This window comes from Melghirimyces profundicolus, from assembly GCF_003054245.1.
GTDB lineage: Bacteria > Bacillota > Bacilli > Thermoactinomycetales > DSM-45169 > Melghirimyces > Melghirimyces profundicolus.
In genome coordinates this window covers 79,633-95,758 of the sequence record NZ_QBKR01000002.1, presented here as the reverse complement: position 1 = coordinate 95,758, position 16,126 = coordinate 79,633, and the positions used below count along the sequence as shown (strand labels likewise).

Genomic DNA, 16,126 nt, shown 5'->3' with positions numbered 1-16,126 from the left:
GATCATGACTGATCTATCCATTGTTCCAAGCGATTGGGACGAGCCGTCGATGATGGAGAAGATCTCCCGGCAGACCCGGGCCCGGTCCGTTCGAGTTCGGGATTTCGTCTATTATCCGTACCTTTATTTGCAATATCGGCTGGAGCGAAATACCCGTCTGTTCCCGAAAAAGGGTCGGGTTGGATGCACCGTGGATCTGGTTTCCGGGAAGGAAGCCGTAGTGGATACGGTGCCTGTCATCCAAACCCGGACCGTCCCGACGGAAAAAATCATCGGGGAGACGTTGAGCCCGAAAACGGCTCGAAAGCAGGCAGAGGCCTATATTTATTCATCCGTCTCCGTCGGGCTGAAATGGATGGGAACACTGAAGCTGATTCAAGAAGAGGAAAGAGTCTGCCATCGTCCGTTTTGGATCATGACCTGTGAGTGGGAAAGGGGAGATCCCGCCACCGTCATTGTGGATGCCGTGTCGGGACGTTATCATCCGCTTTCTCTTTGAGATGAACCAAATGTCCAAACCGCCCCCTTATGTTCTTAACATTGCGTCTAGTGAAAGAATGGATGAACCCTTCTATACTGAGGACTGAATCAGAATTTTGAGTAATAAGGAAAGGATCGATTCCATGGAACCGACGGCAACGACCGCCAAATTGAAAAACTGGATTGGGGGGCGCTGGGAGGAGGCGCTCTCAGAAGAGACCGAAACGGTGCCCAATCCCGCGACGGGAGAGGTGTTGGCCCATGTCCCCCTTTCCGGTCGTCAAGACCTGGACCGGGCCGTGAAAGCGGCGGCCGAGGCGTTTCCGGGCTGGAGGCGGACACCGGTGCCCCAGCGTGCGCGGATCCTTTTTCGGTATCAACAGCTTCTGACGGAACACCAAGAGGAACTGGCACGGATGGTGACCCGGGAGAACGGCAAAAGTTACGCGGAGGCTCTCGGCGAGGTGCAGCGGGGGATGGAGTGCGTGGAGTTTGCCGCCGGCGTCCCCACCCTGATGATGGGGGAACAGCTGCCGGACATCGCCACGGACATCGAATCCGGAATGTACCGGTATCCCCTGGGGGTCATCGGCGGGATCACGCCCTTTAATTTCCCGATGATGGTGCCCTGCTGGATGTTTCCCCTGGCGATCGCCTGCGGCAATACTTTCGTGCTGAAGCCCTCGGAGCGGACGCCCCTGTTGGCCAACCGGCTGGCGGAGCTGTTCAGAGAAGCGGGTCTTCCCGACGGGGTCCTCAACGTGGTTCACGGTGCCCGGGATGTGGTGAACGGCCTTTTGGAGCACGACGGGGTGAAAGCCGTCTCGTTCGTCGGCTCCCAACCCGTGGCCGAGTATGTCTACAAGACCGCCGCGGCTCACGGCAAACGGGTGCAGGCCCTGGCGGGGGCGAAAAACCACACCATCGTCATGCCCGATGCCGATTTGGATAAGGCGGTGCCCAACATCATCAACGCGGCCTTCGGATCCGCCGGACAGCGGTGCATGGCCTGCTCCGTGGTGGTTGCCGTGGGAGAGGTGGCCGATGTCCTGGTGGAGAAACTGGTTGAGGCGGCGGAGGCCATCCGCATGGGGGACGGGATGGAGGAGGGGGTGCTTCTCGGTCCGGTGATCCGTGCCGCCCACAAGGACCGGACTTGCTCTTACATCGAAACAGGGGAAAAGGAAGGGGCGCGGCTGATCCGGGACGGCAGGAAGGATGCCGGTCCCGGGAGCGGCGGTTTCTTCATCGGTCCCACCCTGTTCGACCGGGTGGATACGGGGATGACGATTTGGAAGGAAGAGATCTTCGCTCCGGTCCTCACCATCGTGCGGGTGAAGGATCTGGATGAAGCGATCGATGTGGCGAACCGGTCGGAATTTGCCAACGGCGCCTGCCTGTTCACCGACAGCGCCAAAGCGATCCGCCGCTTTCGGGACGAAATCGATGCCGGTATGCTGGGGATCAACCTGGGTGTGCCCGCCCCCATGGCCTTTTTCCCCTTCTCGGGGTACAAGAACTCCTTTTACGGCGACTTGCATGCCAACGGAAAGGACGGAGTGGAGTTTTACACCCGCAAAAAAATGGTGACCGCCCGCCATGAATCGGGGAGGTGACGGGAATGACCCTCAAAACCGGGGATGTGAAAGCGAAGGACCGTCGGTATGTATGGCACCATCTCACTCCTTACGGGGAGAAGATGGTGGTGACCGAAGCGGAAGGGTGCTGGGTGACGGACAGCGAGGGAAACCGGTATCTGGACGGGATGGCGGGGCTCTGGTGCGTCAATGTGGGTTACGGTCGCAAGGAGATGGCGGAGGCGGCTTATGAACAGTTGAAGACGATGCCTTATTATCCTCTGACCCAGAGCCATCTCCCGGCGATCCGGCTGGCTGAAAAGCTGAACGAGTGGCTGGGAGGGGAGTACGCCGTCTTCTTCTCCAACAGCGGTTCGGAAGCCAATGAAGCGGCTTTCAAGATCGCCCGCCAGTACCACCGGCAAAACGGAGAATCCGACCGGTACAAATTCATTTCCCGATACCGGGCTTACCACGGCAATTCCATGGGGTCGCTGGCCGCAACGGGGCAGGCCCAGCGGAAATACAGGTATGAGCCCCTGGGACCGGGGTTCATCCATGTGCGGCCGCCGGACAGTTACCGGAGGCCGGAGGGGCGGAGCGTTGAGGAGTTCAACCGGGATTGTGCCCTTGCAATCGAAGAGACGATCCTGTGGGAAGGCAGAGAGACCGTCGCCGGGGTGATCATGGAACCGGCCATTTCCGGCGGGGGTGTGATCGTACCACATCCCGTCTACATGGAAGAAGTGCAGCGCATCTGCCGGGAACACGGGGTCTTGTTCATCGTCGATGAGGTGATTTGCGGTTTCGGTCGGAGCGGCCAAAAGTTCGGCCACCACAATTTCAACCTCCGTCCCGACATCGTGACGATGGCCAAGGGACTGACCAGCGGATATCTTCCCCTCTCCGCCACTGCCGTGCGCCAGGAAATCTACGATCGGTTCAAGGAACAAAAGGAATACCAGCATTTCCGGCATGTCAACACCTTCGGCGGCAATCCCGCCGCCTGCGCCTTGGCGTTGAAGAACCTGGAGATCATGGAGAGAGAGCGTCTGCCGGAGCAGGCGGAAAGAAGCGGCTCCCGGCTGGAGGAGGACCTTCTGCCGCTCATGGAGCATCCCCGGGTGGGCGATCTCAGACGCTTCGGTTTCATGCTGGGGATCGAGCTGGTGGAGGAGAAAGCCGGAAAAAAACCCCTGGCGCCGGACCGGGTGGCCCGGGTCCTCGCCGGTTGTAAATCCCGGGGGCTTCTCATCGGCAAAAACGGGGACACGGTGGCCGGATTCAACAACGTCCTCACTCTGTCACCTCCTCTGTCCGCGACGGACGAGGACGTGGAGTTTATCGGGAATACGCTGAAACAGACGATGGAAGCGCTGGAATGAGGTTGAGGAAACGGGGGGATCTGATGGTGTTGGGTCTTTGATCGTCCGGATCCCGACAGGGAAGACAGGGAGGGGGAAGGATGGAGCATGGCAATACACCCTCTCCCAAAAAGGTCAGCCGGTTGGTTGGCCTTTTTTCAGGGGGAAAAGAACCCTCTGTTTCCCTTCGGAATTGTCAGCTTCCCCTAATCCATGAAAAACAACTGATGGTGGCTGGTTCTCTATCCTTTATCATGTGGATCCATTGGCTTTCATTTGAAAATGTCGATTTGGACCGAAATTCTATCCCGCATTCGAATAATTGAGTGTGGAGAAAAGAGGACAAGATGTCATAAAAGTGTCTGAGAGAGGAGAAATCATGTGAGGAAAACATTGCACTTATGCATGGCCTTGCTTGTATGGATGGCCCTGATTTCCGGATGCAGTCCGATGGTGGCGGAGGTGATGAAAGAGAAGGAGGAACAGGAGAAGCAGAAAAAAGAAAATGAAGGCAAGAAGGAAAAAAAGAAAGAGTTGGACATGAACGAAGTTCTGCTGATCGCGAGAAAAGAGTGGAAATTGCAGGACAGCCTGAGCTTTGATTTTACTGCAAAAGATACCTGGAGAGCGGAAGGGAACGGGTTCAGCCGGGAAGTAAGCCTTGAAGACCAATTGCACATCGAAGAAGTGATAGACTCAGGAGCCATTCCAGGATCCATTCATATGAAGGGAACCCGGAAAATAGGGGAGAAGACGGAAACAACGGAATTATATTTAACGGAAGACGCACTTTTTGCCAAGAAACCGACGAATTGGGTGAAGATGCCCTTCTCTTCCGGTAACAAGGAAGCAGCGTATCGAGTAATGGCGGATCAGGGCTACACAAGTCCAAAGTATTTCTTTGATGAAATGGTTACATACAACGGTGCTTTTAAAAAGGATGAGTTGAGGGTCAACCACAAAAACGGGGTGTATATTCTGTCGGCCCATCTAAAGCAAGACACATCGAGGAAATACTTGACAGACATATACAAAAGTGAACTGAGTGAGGAAGCGGTGGGATTGGAAAAAGGGGATACAGATGAATTCAATCACATCAAGGATACTTTTACCGTGAAAGAAATGCAACAAAGGCTTTGGATTGACGATCAGACGTTTCATGTCAAGAAGATGGACTTTCACGTCGTCATGGAATATAAAATGAAAGGCCTGACCTCTGTTAAAACCCGCGATCTGAAGTTTAACATAAACGGGAAAGCCGACCCGATCGTCGTGCCGGACCACATCAAGAACACGGCGGTTCAGGTGAACCGGATTCAATAAACAAAGAGTGCCGAAAAATGGCACCCTTTTTTTCCGGGATGGGGAGAGGGGGTTTTCATCACCGTGTGGTCGGGGGTGGTGAAAGCGATTGCGGACAAAGGATATGTTGGAATGATGAAGAATGTTGTAAGGGAAGAAAAACATCATGGGTATACCCCATTTTCTCAAGGGGGAATGGAAGCTGATGGAGCGGACGGAAACAGTGTGCGGGTTGGTGGATCGGGAAGGGCAAAGGGTTCCGTTAAAGGATGTTTCCATCGGTGGGACGGTGTGCGGAGTGTTTTCCCAATATCAACTGACCCAGCGGTATCAAAACGACAGCGAGGAAACGATGGAAGCCCTTTACACTTTTCCATTGCCGGCTTCGGCTTCAGTGACGTCATTTGAAGTGTGGGTGGGGGAGCGGAGACTCCGGAGTGAGATCCGGGAAAAAGAAGAAGCCCACCGGGTTTATGAGGATGCGGTGCAGGAAGGGAACAGCGCGTTTATGTTGGCACAGCACCGGTCCAATGTGTTCCAGGTCTCGGTGGGACAGGTGTTTCCCGGCGAAGAAGTGACACTCACCCACTCTGTCTTCCAAGAGTGGGAGTACGAGGGTGAAGGGATCCGGATCTCGTTTCCGACACTGGTGGCCCCCCGGTATATTCCGGGTACCCCCCGTGGAAACCGTTTGGGCACGGGGTGGGCGGATCCGACGGACCGGGTTCCGGATGCGGACCGGATCACACCGCCGGTCGGGGAGGTGGATTACTCCGTCCAACTGGATCTGAGCATCCGGGGGATGGCGCCGTTAACCTCGATCCAATCGCCCTCCCACGAAATTCGGGTGAACATGGAAAGCGAACGGGAGGCCCGGGTGTCCTTTGCCAGGGCCCGGGTGTCCCTGGACCGGGATATCGTACTGATTTAGGAATGCAAAGAGGGACCGGTCGCCCGGGCCATGGCCGCTCCCGGCAAAGGGGATGGGGGGACGCTGTATCTCACCTTCATACCGGAACTGGAAATGCCGGAAACGGAACGGGCACGGGATTACATGTTTCTCATCGATATTTCTTCTTCGATGATGGGAACCAAGATGGAAGAGGCCAAGAACGCTCTCCTGATGTGTCTCCGGAACCTGTCCGAAGGTGACACGTTCAACATGATCGCGTTTGAAAGCGAATGCCACCATTTTTCCAAACAGGGGAGCGTGACGTTCCGCCAGGATACCCTGGACCGGGCCACCCGGTGGATCCGGAATCTCGAACCCATGGGAGGAACGGAAATCTTTCAGCCGATCCGGCTGGCTCTGCAGGGAAAAACGGGACCCAAAGATCGCCGGGTGTTGTTGTTCACCGACGGTCAGGTGGGAAACGAACGGGAGATCACGCAATCTGTGAAACGAACCATCGGTCGGCGGCGAATGTTCCCTTTCGGGATCGATACCTCGGTCAACGAGGCTTTTATCCACCAACTGGCTGAAAACGGGAACGGGAAATCGGTCATGATTTATCCGGGTGAACCCCTGGAGGAGAAAATTCTGCTTCAGTTTCAACGCATCGCCTCCCCAATGGTGGAGGGGCTGAAGTTGGAGGGGGCGGGGATGATTCTGAAGGACGTGGTTCCGAAAAGGCTTCCCGGCTTGTTTCACAGGGAACCGATGACGGTGATGGCCCGTTTCGACGGCTCCCTGCCGGAGTATATTCACTTGACCGGCCAAGTGGAGGGCGTTCCTCTCACCATGGCAGCCCCGGTGGAAGTCGCTCCGCAATCGACTCAACCCTTGCTTGAAAAAATTTGGGCCCGCAACAAGCTCAAGGAGATGGAAGCGGAGCTTCCCACGGGCAATCCCAGGCGGGATGAGCGAATGGAAAAGGAAATGGTGGCATTGTCCAAACAGTTCCAAGTGCTGTGCGGCCGGACTTCCTTTGTTTCGGTGTTGGAACGCATGGAAAAAGCCACCGGCCTTCCGGTGACAGAGACCGTTCCCGTCGCTCCGCCGCGCGGCTGGGATATGATGGGTCGAAGGGCCGGAACCGGTCGTAGGTTTTTTTCTTTGTCATTGCAGTTGCAGGATTTTATGTCAGAGGTCATGGAGTTTAGCCGCGAAACCGGTTTCGATGGCAAAAATTTCAAGTCAGAAGAGGCGGTTGAGGGGGGGCCGGCCCGAAAGGATGATCTTTCCCTTCCTTCCCTGCTGCGGGTCCTGGCCCGGAACCAGCTGGCCGACGGTGCATTTCACGACAGAGGGGAAACCGATGCATCCCGTCAACTGGGTATCACGGCGGTTGCCCTCCTGGCCTTTTTGTCCCCGAACGCCGAGATCCGGCTTTATCAAAGGCAATTGCAAAAAGCGATCCGGTGGTTCGCACAGCGCCTGTCGGATACAGCGGGTGATGATGCGGTGGCTCTGATGGAGGAGGTCTTGCGGGAAACGGAACAGGGTTCCTCATCCAAACCGGACCTTTCCATGATCCGAACGCGACTGGCCCAATCCCGGAATCGAATGGAGACCCTCCTCTCCCGGTTGAGAGATGAAGCGGAGTTGGAATCAAGAATCCGGCTAGCGAAGGAAGAAAGCGACGTGGTTTCCGTCATCGCCGAACTGGCTTTGCGGAAAGCGATGTAAGTCATTCGCCCTGGGCGTGTGCGAAAACCCGGAGCGGCTTTGGGTAAATGCTGCCGCTCACTTTTTCACAACGTTTCTGGAGCTTTACCCTGATGGTGGCCATCCTGATTCTGGTGATTGGTTTTATGTGGGGCCTTTGGCTGGGAAAAAGGCGCAGGTGATCGGCTGAATCGACGGAAAATGGACCGTTGTTCAAAGAAAGGAGCGGGTGTCGGATGGATCCGTTGGTGGACCGGTTTCCTTTTCCCTTCGGGGAGAAAGCTCCCCACCGTTACAGCAATAACTCCGTTCCCCTGGATCCTCCCTTAAGCGTTGAAGTGACACCGACGTATCGGGAGGAGGTGGAGTTGAAGCGACGATTGCTCCGGGAGGTTCACTCCCGGTGTTACCGTTCGCTCCCGGGCACGGAGGAGGCCCAATGGGAGGCGGCTCAACTGGTGTTGGACCATCTGGCCGGGCATGCGCCGGAACGGTTTCGGCTGAAGCAGGAGGAGGATCGCCGGATTTTCGTGAACCGGGTGATGGAGGAGCGGCGGGAATTCACCTTCAGGGATGCTTCCACGCTCCCTTGCGAGCCGCTGGATTTCGCCGGCCGCCACGTCCAGGAAGATCTGATCCTCATGGCCCAGAAAGACGGAGAGTTGATTCTGGAAGCCGGGCAGCTTTGCTTTCCGGCCAATTGGTCTCTTGCCTTCAAGCTGGGGATGACCTTTCGGGAGATCCACGAACCGATCCCGGGTTTCAACGAAGGAGGGCTTTCCGACCAGATCGAGCGTTTTCTCCTCCGGATGGAAGCCGGCCGGCCCTGGGTGCGGCGAAACTGGTCCCTGACGGTGGGCCGACATCTGGATACCTCACCGGAGACGATCCACCGCTGGGGACGGCAGAAGAAAGAAGTCACCCCGGAGAATGCCGGGTCCCTCGTCCATCTCCGGGTGGAAGTTCAGAAATTGTTCCGATTGCCCCGCAGTCATGCCGTTCTCTTCACCATCCACACCCATCTGCTCCCCCTCGAAAAGTTGGCCCGGCGTCTGGAGTGGCTGGAGCGCTTTCATCGGGTGGTGACCACCCTTTCCGATGAGATCCTGAAGTACAAGGGAATCCTTGAATTCCATGAACCCATGGTCCGTTATTTGGAAGGGTTGCGGGCCGGAGGGGGGAGGAAGGCATGACGGGTCGCGGTTGGACAGAGTCGTTGACCGTGGTTCCGGGCCGCCGCAAGTACATTTTGCTGACCGACTCGGAAGGGTACGGGGAGATCCAGCCGGTTTGGGAGTCCCTGAATGACGGGGAGGTACCGATCGAGCTTCGTTTCTTTCAAGATTCCCCCCATCTGGACAAGGGGCTGGAAGATTGGCTGTCGGCGCAAAAGATGGGAACCTGCCTGTACATCGCGGGGAAGTGGGAACGGGTGAAACCCCTTTTCCGGCTCGCGGAACGGGTCGGCTTTACGGAAGAGGAAATGCAGGTGAAAGGGGTCGGCCCCCGGGAAAAGAGGGTCTTCTGCGCCCGGTGCCATACCATCAACCGGGCCGGGGAAGATGCGGAGATTCCGTGCCGGGAATGCGGGGAAAAGCTGGAGGTCAGCTCGCACTATTCCCGTCTCCACGACGCCTGCTACGGATTTGTCATCATCTGAGACGGAAACGGGGGGTTGCCTTTGTCACATCCATCCACCATTCGCGTAGTCGTCGGAGAGATCCACCGGGAAACGCCATCGATCAAGCGGTTCATCCTCCTTCCGGCGGAGGGGAGTTCTCTGCCCGCATTCGGGGGAGGAGCCCACGTCACGACCATCCTGCGCACAGAAGGATCCGTCATCCAACGCCCTTATTCCCTGTGCGGGGATCCCCACCGGACGGACTCCTATCAGATCGCGGTCCGGTTGCGGGAGAATTCCAGGGGCGGCTCTCATTACTGGCATCATCGGGTCCGGGAGGGGACGGAGCTTGAAATCGGCTGGCCGGTCAACCGCTTCCCCCTGAGCCGTCGCGCCAAGCATCATGTCCTCTGTGCGGCGGGGATCGGGATCACCCCCTTTCTTTCCATGATGGCCGACCTGGAGGCGAAAGGGGCCTCTTTTGAATTGCATTATGCCGCACCCTCCCGGTCCCGGTGTGCCTTTTATTCACGGATCCGCTCCCGATACGGGGACCGGTGCCGCTTTTACTTCTCCGGCAACGGAGAGCGGATGACACCGGAACCTCTGTTGGACCAACGGATCGGCACCCATTTGTACTTCTGCGGACCCGGATCGATGGTGCGGCAGTTTTCCGGGGCGGCGGTCCGGTTCGGATATCCGGAGAAAAGCATCCATTGGGAACTCTTTTCGCCCCCGGTCGTCTGTGACCCGGAGCCTTTTGAGGTGGAGTTAAAGAAAAGCGGCCGTCTGCTTCATGTTCCCAAGGACCGGTCGTTGTTGGATGTTTTGCTCCGGGCGGGAGTGAAGGCTCCCCATTCCTGCCGGATGGGGCGGTGCGGCACCTGTGCCGTGAGTGTTCTGGAGGGGGAAGTGGACCACCGGGATGAATTCCTGACGGGAGAGGAGAAGCGGGCTCACCACCGCATGCTGACCTGCGTGTCGCGGGCACAGTGTGAAAAGCTGGTCCTGGACCTTTAAGAAAGCTAAAGCTCCCTTCAGAAGAAGGGAGCTTTCTTCGTTACTGTCGGATGCCGACCGCATCCAACCCGGACTCGACCGTTTTTTGTTCCGCACTTGATTCGCCGTAGAGATCCGAGGCTGCTTGAATGAGGGCGTCCCGCGCATCGGAGAAGTCGGAATCGGGTGTGAGATAGGCGGTTAATGCCCGGTAGCAGATGTCACCCAGTTTCTCCTTTCCGATCTCTTCACCGATGAGATAGGCGGCGTGGTTGATAATGGAGGAGTTGATGTGCACTCCGCCGTTGTCCAGTTCAAGCGGCAGGTCATAGTATTCGTCCATGTGGGCGGGGTAGTTTCCGGAACCGTCCCCGTAGGGCCAGTAGGCTTGATTCACCTTGTATTTCCCCGGTTCTTCCAGGCTGCGGAGGGAGGTCCTTCCTGAAGCGATCGCGTCGGGTGCCATGATGTCTTCGCCGATCTCCCAATCCTCATCATCAATCAGTGCTCCGAAGATATCGGAAAAAGCTTCGTTCAAAGCACCGGATTGAAAACGGTAACGAAGGTTGGCGGAGTGGGTCGTCACTCCGTGGGTCATCTCGTGGGCGGCGACATCCAGGCCGGCGGACAGAGGAATGAAGAATTTGCCGTCTCCGTCCCCGTAGGTCATCTGTTGTCCGTTCCAGAAGGCATTGTTATAGTCTTCTCCATAATGAACCGTGGAGACGATGGGCATCCCTTTTCCATCGATGGAATTCCGTCCGTGTTTTTCAAGGAAGTAGTCGTACACGATTTCCGAGTTGTAATGGGCGTCCACCGCCGCAGCCTGATAAGGATCCTTCCAGGAGGTGTCACCGTCGGTGAACAGTTGCCCCGGAAGCTGGTTGGTCGGGGAGCGCCACTGGTTCTGGAAATCGTACGTGAGAATCCCATCCAACGACGGGTGGGAAATATCTCTCATGAAAAAAGTCCGTCTGTTTTCATCCACGGGTTTTTGGTGGGAGACATGCAGGACCCGGTGATCCCCTTTGACCCCGATACCGGAAGCCGTGGCCGGCTTCAGTTCCCCGGCGTCCATGATGGCGTTGTATTGATCCACCACGTGCCCGGTTTTCGCGTCCACGTAGACAAACCAGTTGCCCGGTTCTTTCCCGAAGAAGTTGAGGTTGACTTTATAGGTCAGATGATGAGTCTCGTTGAAGGGATAGACGACAAGTTCGGTCTGGGGTTCATAATTGAGGTTTTCGGGTGCGGAAACGGCCCGTTTTGCTTTTTGCACCGCTGTTTCTTCGGATACCTGGGTGTTGGTGTCAAGGGCCGCATCATCCACGGCAGCTCGGAAATGACCGTTTACCGTGCGTACGGTGTTCTCTTTGTCGAAATGGACTGCGATGACCGCACCGTCGACGGGAATGCCGTTCTTCATTTGCTGGAACCGGATATGGGTGAAGCCCCGGTCATCTTTTTCCGTTTGGATCACTTTCAGATCCCGTTCCGGCCGGTTCATTTTGAAGAAATCCCTGTGTCGGTCAAGAAAGCGGAGAGCGTCCGCGGCACGGGAACTTTCTTCTTGCTCCAGTTTGCCGGACACGAAAACGGGGACTTCCCTTCGATCGTACCGGACTTTCAGTGTCCCCTCGCTTCGGGTTTGAAATTGTTGCTTGGATTTGTCCCGGGGGGCGGAAGCGGCGCCCGTCCAGGAGGGCGTGGTTCCGAGCAGGAGGGAGGCCGCCAGCAAGGCAATGACCGTTTTTCTTCTCATTTTGTAAAAATCACCCTTTTCATTTCGGAATAATAAAATATTCGTCTGACTAACTTATAATCCTTTTTTTATTTTTAAATACCGAACAGAGACGCCCGGTGGCTGGGGAATCCCCGCCGGGACCATGTCAAATTAAAAGGAAAGTCGTATTGTTCATGTTCTCCCATTGATGTATCTTATTCATGTTGATCAATCCAATGGGGATGTTGAAGGAGGAGCACATGTTACTGGAAACCATCAAGTTTTTTTTCCTGGGACTCATTCAAGGGATCACGGAACCGATCCCGGTTTCATCCAGCGGTCATCTCCTGCTCCTGTACCATTACTTCGGGGTGGGGATTGAAGGACAGAAACAGCTGGGTTTTGCGGTGTTGGTCAACTTCGCCTCGCTCCTGGCCGTGTTGCTGATTTACCGGGAGGACCTGAGCCGGCTGGCCCGAAACTCTCTTCTCTATCTCAAGGAGCAACGTTCGGAGAACAAGGATGACTTTCAGTTTGTTCTCTTCATCATTCTCGGAACCGTTCCCGCCGCCGTGCTCGGGGTACTGTTCAACGACGTGATCGAGGAACATCTGACGGGAGTGAAAACGATCGGGGGGACCCTCCTGGTGACCGCGGTGGCGCTTTTTATCATCCGGAACCTGAAAGGACGGAAGAACGACGGGGACCTCACCGTCAAGGAAGCGCTCATCATCGGGTTCGCCCAGGCGATCGCCCTGATTCCCGGGATCAGCCGTTCCGGCGCCACCATCGTGGCCGGGATGCTGATCGGGCTGAAACAGGAGACTGCGCTGCGCTTTTCTTTTCTGCTGTTCATCCCCGTCAGCCTGGGAGGGATGTTGCTGGAGAGCGAAGGCATCCTGCAAGTGATGAAAAGTCCCGGAATGTTCCTCCCCTATATGGTGGCTTTCTTCGCGTCGCTGGTTGCGTCCTACTTTTCCCTGAAATGGTTCATGAACGTCATGCGTCAGGGCAACCTCATCATTTTTGCCGTCTATTGCTTCATCGTCGGACCGTTGGTGTTGATTTTTTCGTAAAGAAGCCGCTCTGGTGCATGAACACGAAAAAATTTGTTTTTCCGGTGTTGGACAGATCGTTTCAGATTGGATATAGTGGAATCAGACAAGTGAATAGGGAAAAGAACAGGTGCCGGACATTGCGCCGGCTTAAAAGGGAAATCGGTGAGAATCCGATGCGGTCCCGCCACTGTGATTGGGAGCGACCTGCACGATGTCACTGTTCTTCGGAACGGGAAGACGCAGGGAGCGATGACCATCAGCCAGGAGACCTGCCTGTTCTTGACCGCCGTTGGTACCTACGAGGATGGGGAGGTGAGTCAGGGACGTCCCGTGTTCTTTTTTTGCAGGGGACGATCGTCCTGTCGTGTACATAAACGCATCCTTTTAGGATGCGTTTTCCGTTTTGTGGAAGGAACTCAGGGGACTTTCCCGGGAGGTGAAACCATGAAAAGAAGAGGGAGGGTCTTGATCGTGGGGGCGGGTCCGGGAGATCCGGGACTGCTCACCGTCAGGGGACAAAAAATGCTCAGAGAGGCGGATGTCGTTCTCTATGACCGGCTTGTCAATCCCCGGCTTCTGACAGAGGCGTCCCCGCACTGCCGGAAGATCGATGTGGGGAAAAGGCCCGACCGGCCGGGAATGACACAGGAGCAGATCCATCAAATGCTCTTGGAACACTCAAAAACCGGGGCCACCGTTGTCCGGTTGAAAGGGGGGGATCCTTTTGTTTTCGGACGGGGCGGGGAGGAAGCGGCATTCTTGAAAAAAGAGGGGATTCCATTTGAAGTGATTCCGGGGATCTCATCGTCAACGGCGGTTCCCGCCTACGCGGGGATTCCCGTCACCCACCGGGATGCGGGCTCATCGTACACGGTCGTGACGGGGCATGAGCATCCGGATAAAAAGCAAAATTCGGTATGTTGGGAGCATTTGGCCAAGGGAGCGGAAACCCTCGTGATCCTGATGGGGGTGAAACATCTTCCCACCATCCGTGATGCGTTGTTGAAGCACGGACGGTCGCCGGACACCCCGGTCGCCCTGGTCCGTTGGGGGACTCGCGCCGACCAGCAGACCCTCACCGGAACCCTGGCCAATATCGTACAAAAGGTTCGGGAAACGGGTTTTCGGGCACCTGCGGTGATCGTGGTCGGGCAGGTGGTCCTGAAACGAGGGGAGTTGGCCTGGTTTGAGGATAAGCCTTTGTTCGGTCAGCGCATTCTCATCCCCCGGAGCCGGAACGAGCGGGGACGGCTTGCGAACCGGGTGGAAGAACTGGGAGGAGAAGCCGTCGACTTCCCTGTGTCGGAGACGGTCTCCCTCCCGGGAATGGAAGAGGCACTCCGTTGTTTGCCGGAATCCGAAGCTCTGCTGTACGCGGATGAACCGGCGGTGAAACTGTTCTTGGAGCGGTTTCTGGAAACGAAGGATATCCGGTCGCTGGAGCGGTTTCGGATCTTTACCCCGGACCGTGAAGCGGAGGAGGGGTTGAAGCGGTTCGGGATCCGGGCCGAAACAGAAGTGGACGGGCCTGTTTCCCGTCCGGCAGAGGGGACCGCTCTTCTCCTTCATACGCACCCACTGGAGAAACGTTGGACATTCCGGTTCAACCGTCGGTTTCCCAACCTGCGAACCATCCGGCTGGGGGAACACCGGCCGGTGGCGAAAACGGGGGCCGAACGGCTGGAAGAAAGGTTGGATTGGGTGGTTTTTTCAAACTCCCACATGGTGGAGGCGATGATGGAAGGCTTGACAAAGCTTGGAATGGACCGGAGATCCCTGTTTGGCCGGGTCCGGGTGGCCTGTATGGGATCCCTCGCGGCGGAAGCCGCCCGGAAACAGGGGTTGGAGGTGGAGGTGGGTCTCTCGGAATCCACTCCGGAGGAACTGGTTCAGTCCATCGCCCGAGCGATTACCCGTTCCCGTACGGCAGAGGCGATGGGAGAAGGATGAAGATGGAGTCCAACCCGCCCCGGCTCGTGATTGCCGGCACCGGGAGCGGAGCGGGGAAAACCACGGTGACATCGGGGTTGTTGGCGGCCATGAAGAAACGCGGGATCCGGGTTCAGGCGTTCAAAGCGGGACCGGATTACATCGACCCCGGGTTTCACGGGAAGGTGACGGGGCGTTCTTCCCGTAATCTGGACACCTGGATGCTGGGGAAAGACGGAATGCGCGAGGTGTTCATCCGAGGGGCCCGGGGAGCCGATTTGTGCATCGTGGAAGGGGTCATGGGATTGTTCGACGGCAAGCACCCCGACGGAAATGAAGGGAGCACGGCGGAAATTGCGGCGGAATTGAATGCCCCTGTGGTGCTGGTGATCGATGCCCACGGGGCGGCCCGGAGTGCCGCTGCCGTCGTCCGGGGGTTTCAAGTGTTTGAACCCGCGGTGGAGATCGGGGGCGTCATTCTGAACCGGGTGGGGAGCGACCGACATGTGCGGATCCTGACTGCGTCGATTGAAAAGGAATGCGGGATCCCCGTGTTGGGGTCCCTTGGCCGGGAGGCATCGTTGGCCCTGCCCGAGCGGCACCTGGGCCTGGTGCCGGTCCTGGAGCAAGACGGCTGGCCGGAATGGCTGAACCATCTCTCGGATCGGGTGACATCGAACATCGATCTGGACGCTTTACTCTCGTTGGCCGAGCGGAATGCGCCGGTGAAACCTCCCGCCGTTCCCCGGTTTCCCCGCCGGCTTCCGAAAGAGGAACCGAAACCGGTCATCGCCGTCGCCCGGGATGCTGCGTTTCACTTTTATTACGCGGAAAATCTGGAACTGCTCCGCCTGTTTGGAGCCGAACTGCGCTTTTTCAGCCCTTTGGAATCGAAGGATCTGCCGGAGGAGACCGACGGACTTTATCTCGGGGGTGGGTATCCCGAAGAGTTGGCCGGGGTGCTTGCCGGGAACACGGAGCTGAAGCGCGCGATCCGTTCCCGGATTGAGGCGGGATTGCCCACCTATGCCGAATGCGGGGGATGGATGTTCCTGTGCCGGTCATTGACCGACCGCCAACACCGTCGGTACGCCATGGCGGGGGTGATTCCGGCGGACATTGAAATGACACCCCGGGCCGCGGCCTTGGGTTACCGGGAAGTGCGGGCGGAGAAAGAGACTTTGTTATTGGCGAAAGGGGAGACGGCCCGGGGGCATGAGTTTCACTACTCCCGGGTTTCCGGAAAGCCGGATTGGAGCCCCGCCTGGCGGACCGAAGGATCCTGCGGGCACGGGTATGAAGGCTATGCGGAGGGAGCTCTCTTGGCGGCATACACCCATCTTCATTTTCTTTCCCGTCCGGAGATGGCCCGCCGGTGGGTGGCCGCCAGTCTGGCATACCGGATGAGGAGAACGTCCGGCGGAGCGGGAAAGCTTGCGGTTCGGATGAAAAGCTGACAGGAATA

General features: G+C 57.1%; 14 protein-coding genes and 1 riboswitch. Of the genes, 13 read left to right on the top strand and 1 reads right to left on the bottom strand.

Features of this window, described 5'->3' with window-relative positions; translation table 11 throughout:
• Nucleotides 1-4: 4 nt before the first annotated feature.
• The 10 genes from C8P63_RS01950 to C8P63_RS01910 all read left to right on the top strand — a co-directional run bounded on the left by C8P63_RS01950 (nucleotide 5) and on the right by C8P63_RS01910 (nucleotide 9,972).
• Nucleotides 5-499 carry a hypothetical protein gene (locus C8P63_RS01950; RefSeq protein WP_146172090.1) on the top strand — a complete coding sequence of 165 codons (495 nt, stop codon included), beginning with the start codon at nucleotides 5-7 and terminating at the stop codon, nucleotides 497-499.
• A gap of 124 nt (nucleotides 500-623) precedes the next feature.
• Entirely contained in the window at nucleotides 624-2,096 is a 1,473-nt protein-coding gene (locus C8P63_RS01945; protein ID WP_108021657.1) for a CoA-acylating methylmalonate-semialdehyde dehydrogenase, read from the top strand.
• Nucleotides 2,097-2,101: 5 nt separating this feature from the next.
• Nucleotides 2,102-3,442 carry an aspartate aminotransferase family protein gene (locus tag C8P63_RS01940; protein WP_108021656.1) on the top strand — a complete coding sequence of 447 codons (1,341 nt, stop codon included), beginning with the start codon at nucleotides 2,102-2,104 and terminating at the stop codon, nucleotides 3,440-3,442.
• Between the two features lie 80 nt (nucleotides 3,443-3,522).
• Entirely contained in the window at nucleotides 3,523-3,747 is a 225-nt protein-coding gene (locus tag C8P63_RS18710) for a hypothetical protein (protein ID WP_146172089.1), read from the top strand.
• 55 nt (nucleotides 3,748-3,802) lie between these two features.
• Nucleotides 3,803-4,744, top strand: coding sequence for a DUF6612 family protein (locus C8P63_RS01935; protein ID WP_146172088.1), 942 nt, complete (start codon nucleotides 3,803-3,805; stop codon nucleotides 4,742-4,744).
• Between the two features lie 145 nt (nucleotides 4,745-4,889).
• Nucleotides 4,890-5,654, top strand: a complete 765-nt coding sequence (locus tag C8P63_RS01930; RefSeq protein ID WP_108021654.1) for a VIT domain-containing protein — start codon at nucleotides 4,890-4,892, stop codon at nucleotides 5,652-5,654.
• A 30-nt stretch (nucleotides 5,655-5,684) separates the two neighbouring features.
• Nucleotides 5,685-7,352 carry a VWA domain-containing protein gene (locus C8P63_RS01925; RefSeq protein WP_108021653.1) on the top strand — a complete coding sequence of 556 codons (1,668 nt, stop codon included), beginning with the start codon at nucleotides 5,685-5,687 and terminating at the stop codon, nucleotides 7,350-7,352.
• Nucleotides 7,353-7,567: 215 nt separating this feature from the next.
• Nucleotides 7,568-8,524: a heme-dependent oxidative N-demethylase family protein gene (locus C8P63_RS01920; RefSeq protein WP_108021652.1), complete on the top strand. Its 957-nt coding sequence runs from the start codon at nucleotides 7,568-7,570 to the stop codon at nucleotides 8,522-8,524.
• Nucleotides 8,521-8,991: a dimethylamine monooxygenase subunit DmmA family protein gene (locus tag C8P63_RS01915; RefSeq protein WP_108021651.1), complete on the top strand. Its 471-nt coding sequence runs from the start codon at nucleotides 8,521-8,523 to the stop codon at nucleotides 8,989-8,991. Before C8P63_RS01920 ends, C8P63_RS01915 begins: the two co-directional genes overlap by 4 nt.
• 21 nt (nucleotides 8,992-9,012) lie before the next feature.
• On the top strand, nucleotides 9,013-9,972 hold the full coding sequence (locus tag C8P63_RS01910) for a PDR/VanB family oxidoreductase (protein ID WP_108021650.1): 960 nt from the start codon (nucleotides 9,013-9,015) through the stop codon (nucleotides 9,970-9,972).
• Nucleotides 9,973-10,012: 40 nt separating this feature from the next.
• Here the strand turns inward: C8P63_RS01910 and C8P63_RS01905 are convergent, their stop codons facing one another.
• Entirely contained in the window at nucleotides 10,013-11,713 is a 1,701-nt protein-coding gene (locus tag C8P63_RS01905) for a M4 family metallopeptidase (protein ID WP_108021649.1), read from the bottom strand.
• 221 nt (nucleotides 11,714-11,934) lie between these two features.
• Between C8P63_RS01905 and C8P63_RS01900 the strand changes: the two genes are divergently transcribed.
• From C8P63_RS01900 to C8P63_RS01890, 3 genes are all read left to right on the top strand, one after another.
• Nucleotides 11,935-12,750: an undecaprenyl-diphosphate phosphatase gene (locus C8P63_RS01900; RefSeq protein ID WP_245920625.1), complete on the top strand. Its 816-nt coding sequence runs from the start codon at nucleotides 11,935-11,937 to the stop codon at nucleotides 12,748-12,750.
• Between the two features lie 90 nt (nucleotides 12,751-12,840).
• Nucleotides 12,841-13,023, top strand: a riboswitch (cobalamin riboswitch).
• 153 nt (nucleotides 13,024-13,176) lie between these two features.
• Nucleotides 13,177-14,682 (top strand): uroporphyrinogen-III C-methyltransferase, encoded by a 1,506-nt coding sequence (gene cobA, locus C8P63_RS01895; protein WP_108021648.1) that lies wholly within the window; start codon nucleotides 13,177-13,179, stop codon nucleotides 14,680-14,682.
• Nucleotides 14,683-14,684: 2 nt separating this feature from the next.
• Entirely contained in the window at nucleotides 14,685-16,118 is a 1,434-nt protein-coding gene (locus C8P63_RS01890) for a cobyrinic acid a,c-diamide synthase CobB (RefSeq protein WP_245920624.1), read from the top strand.
• Nucleotides 16,119-16,126: the final 8 nt, after the last annotated feature.

Excerpts from the sequence above, each read along its gene's own strand:
- C8P63_RS01950 (WP_146172090.1), top strand. The coding sequence starts at position 5 with ATGACTGATCTATCCATTGTTCCAAGCGATTGGGACGAGCCGTCGATG.
- C8P63_RS01945 (WP_108021657.1), top strand. The coding sequence starts at position 624 with ATGGAACCGACGGCAACGACCGCCAAATTGAAAAACTGGATTGGGGGG.
- C8P63_RS01940 (WP_108021656.1), top strand. The coding sequence starts at position 2,102 with ATGACCCTCAAAACCGGGGATGTGAAAGCGAAGGACCGTCGGTATGTA.
- C8P63_RS18710 (WP_146172089.1), top strand. The coding sequence starts at position 3,523 with ATGGAGCATGGCAATACACCCTCTCCCAAAAAGGTCAGCCGGTTGGTT.
- C8P63_RS01930 (WP_108021654.1), top strand. The coding sequence starts at position 4,890 with ATGGGTATACCCCATTTTCTCAAGGGGGAATGGAAGCTGATGGAGCGG.
- C8P63_RS01925 (WP_108021653.1), top strand. The coding sequence starts at position 5,685 with ATGGCCGCTCCCGGCAAAGGGGATGGGGGGACGCTGTATCTCACCTTC.
- C8P63_RS01920 (WP_108021652.1), top strand. The coding sequence starts at position 7,568 with ATGGATCCGTTGGTGGACCGGTTTCCTTTTCCCTTCGGGGAGAAAGCT.
- C8P63_RS01915 (WP_108021651.1), top strand. The coding sequence starts at position 8,521 with ATGACGGGTCGCGGTTGGACAGAGTCGTTGACCGTGGTTCCGGGCCGC.
- C8P63_RS01905 (WP_108021649.1), bottom strand. The coding sequence starts at position 11,713 with ATGAGAAGAAAAACGGTCATTGCCTTGCTGGCGGCCTCCCTCCTGCTC.
- C8P63_RS01900 (WP_245920625.1), top strand. The coding sequence starts at position 11,935 with ATGTTACTGGAAACCATCAAGTTTTTTTTCCTGGGACTCATTCAAGGG.
- cobA (WP_108021648.1), top strand. The coding sequence starts at position 13,177 with ATGAAAAGAAGAGGGAGGGTCTTGATCGTGGGGGCGGGTCCGGGAGAT.
- C8P63_RS01890 (WP_245920624.1), top strand. The coding sequence starts at position 14,685 with ATGGAGTCCAACCCGCCCCGGCTCGTGATTGCCGGCACCGGGAGCGGA.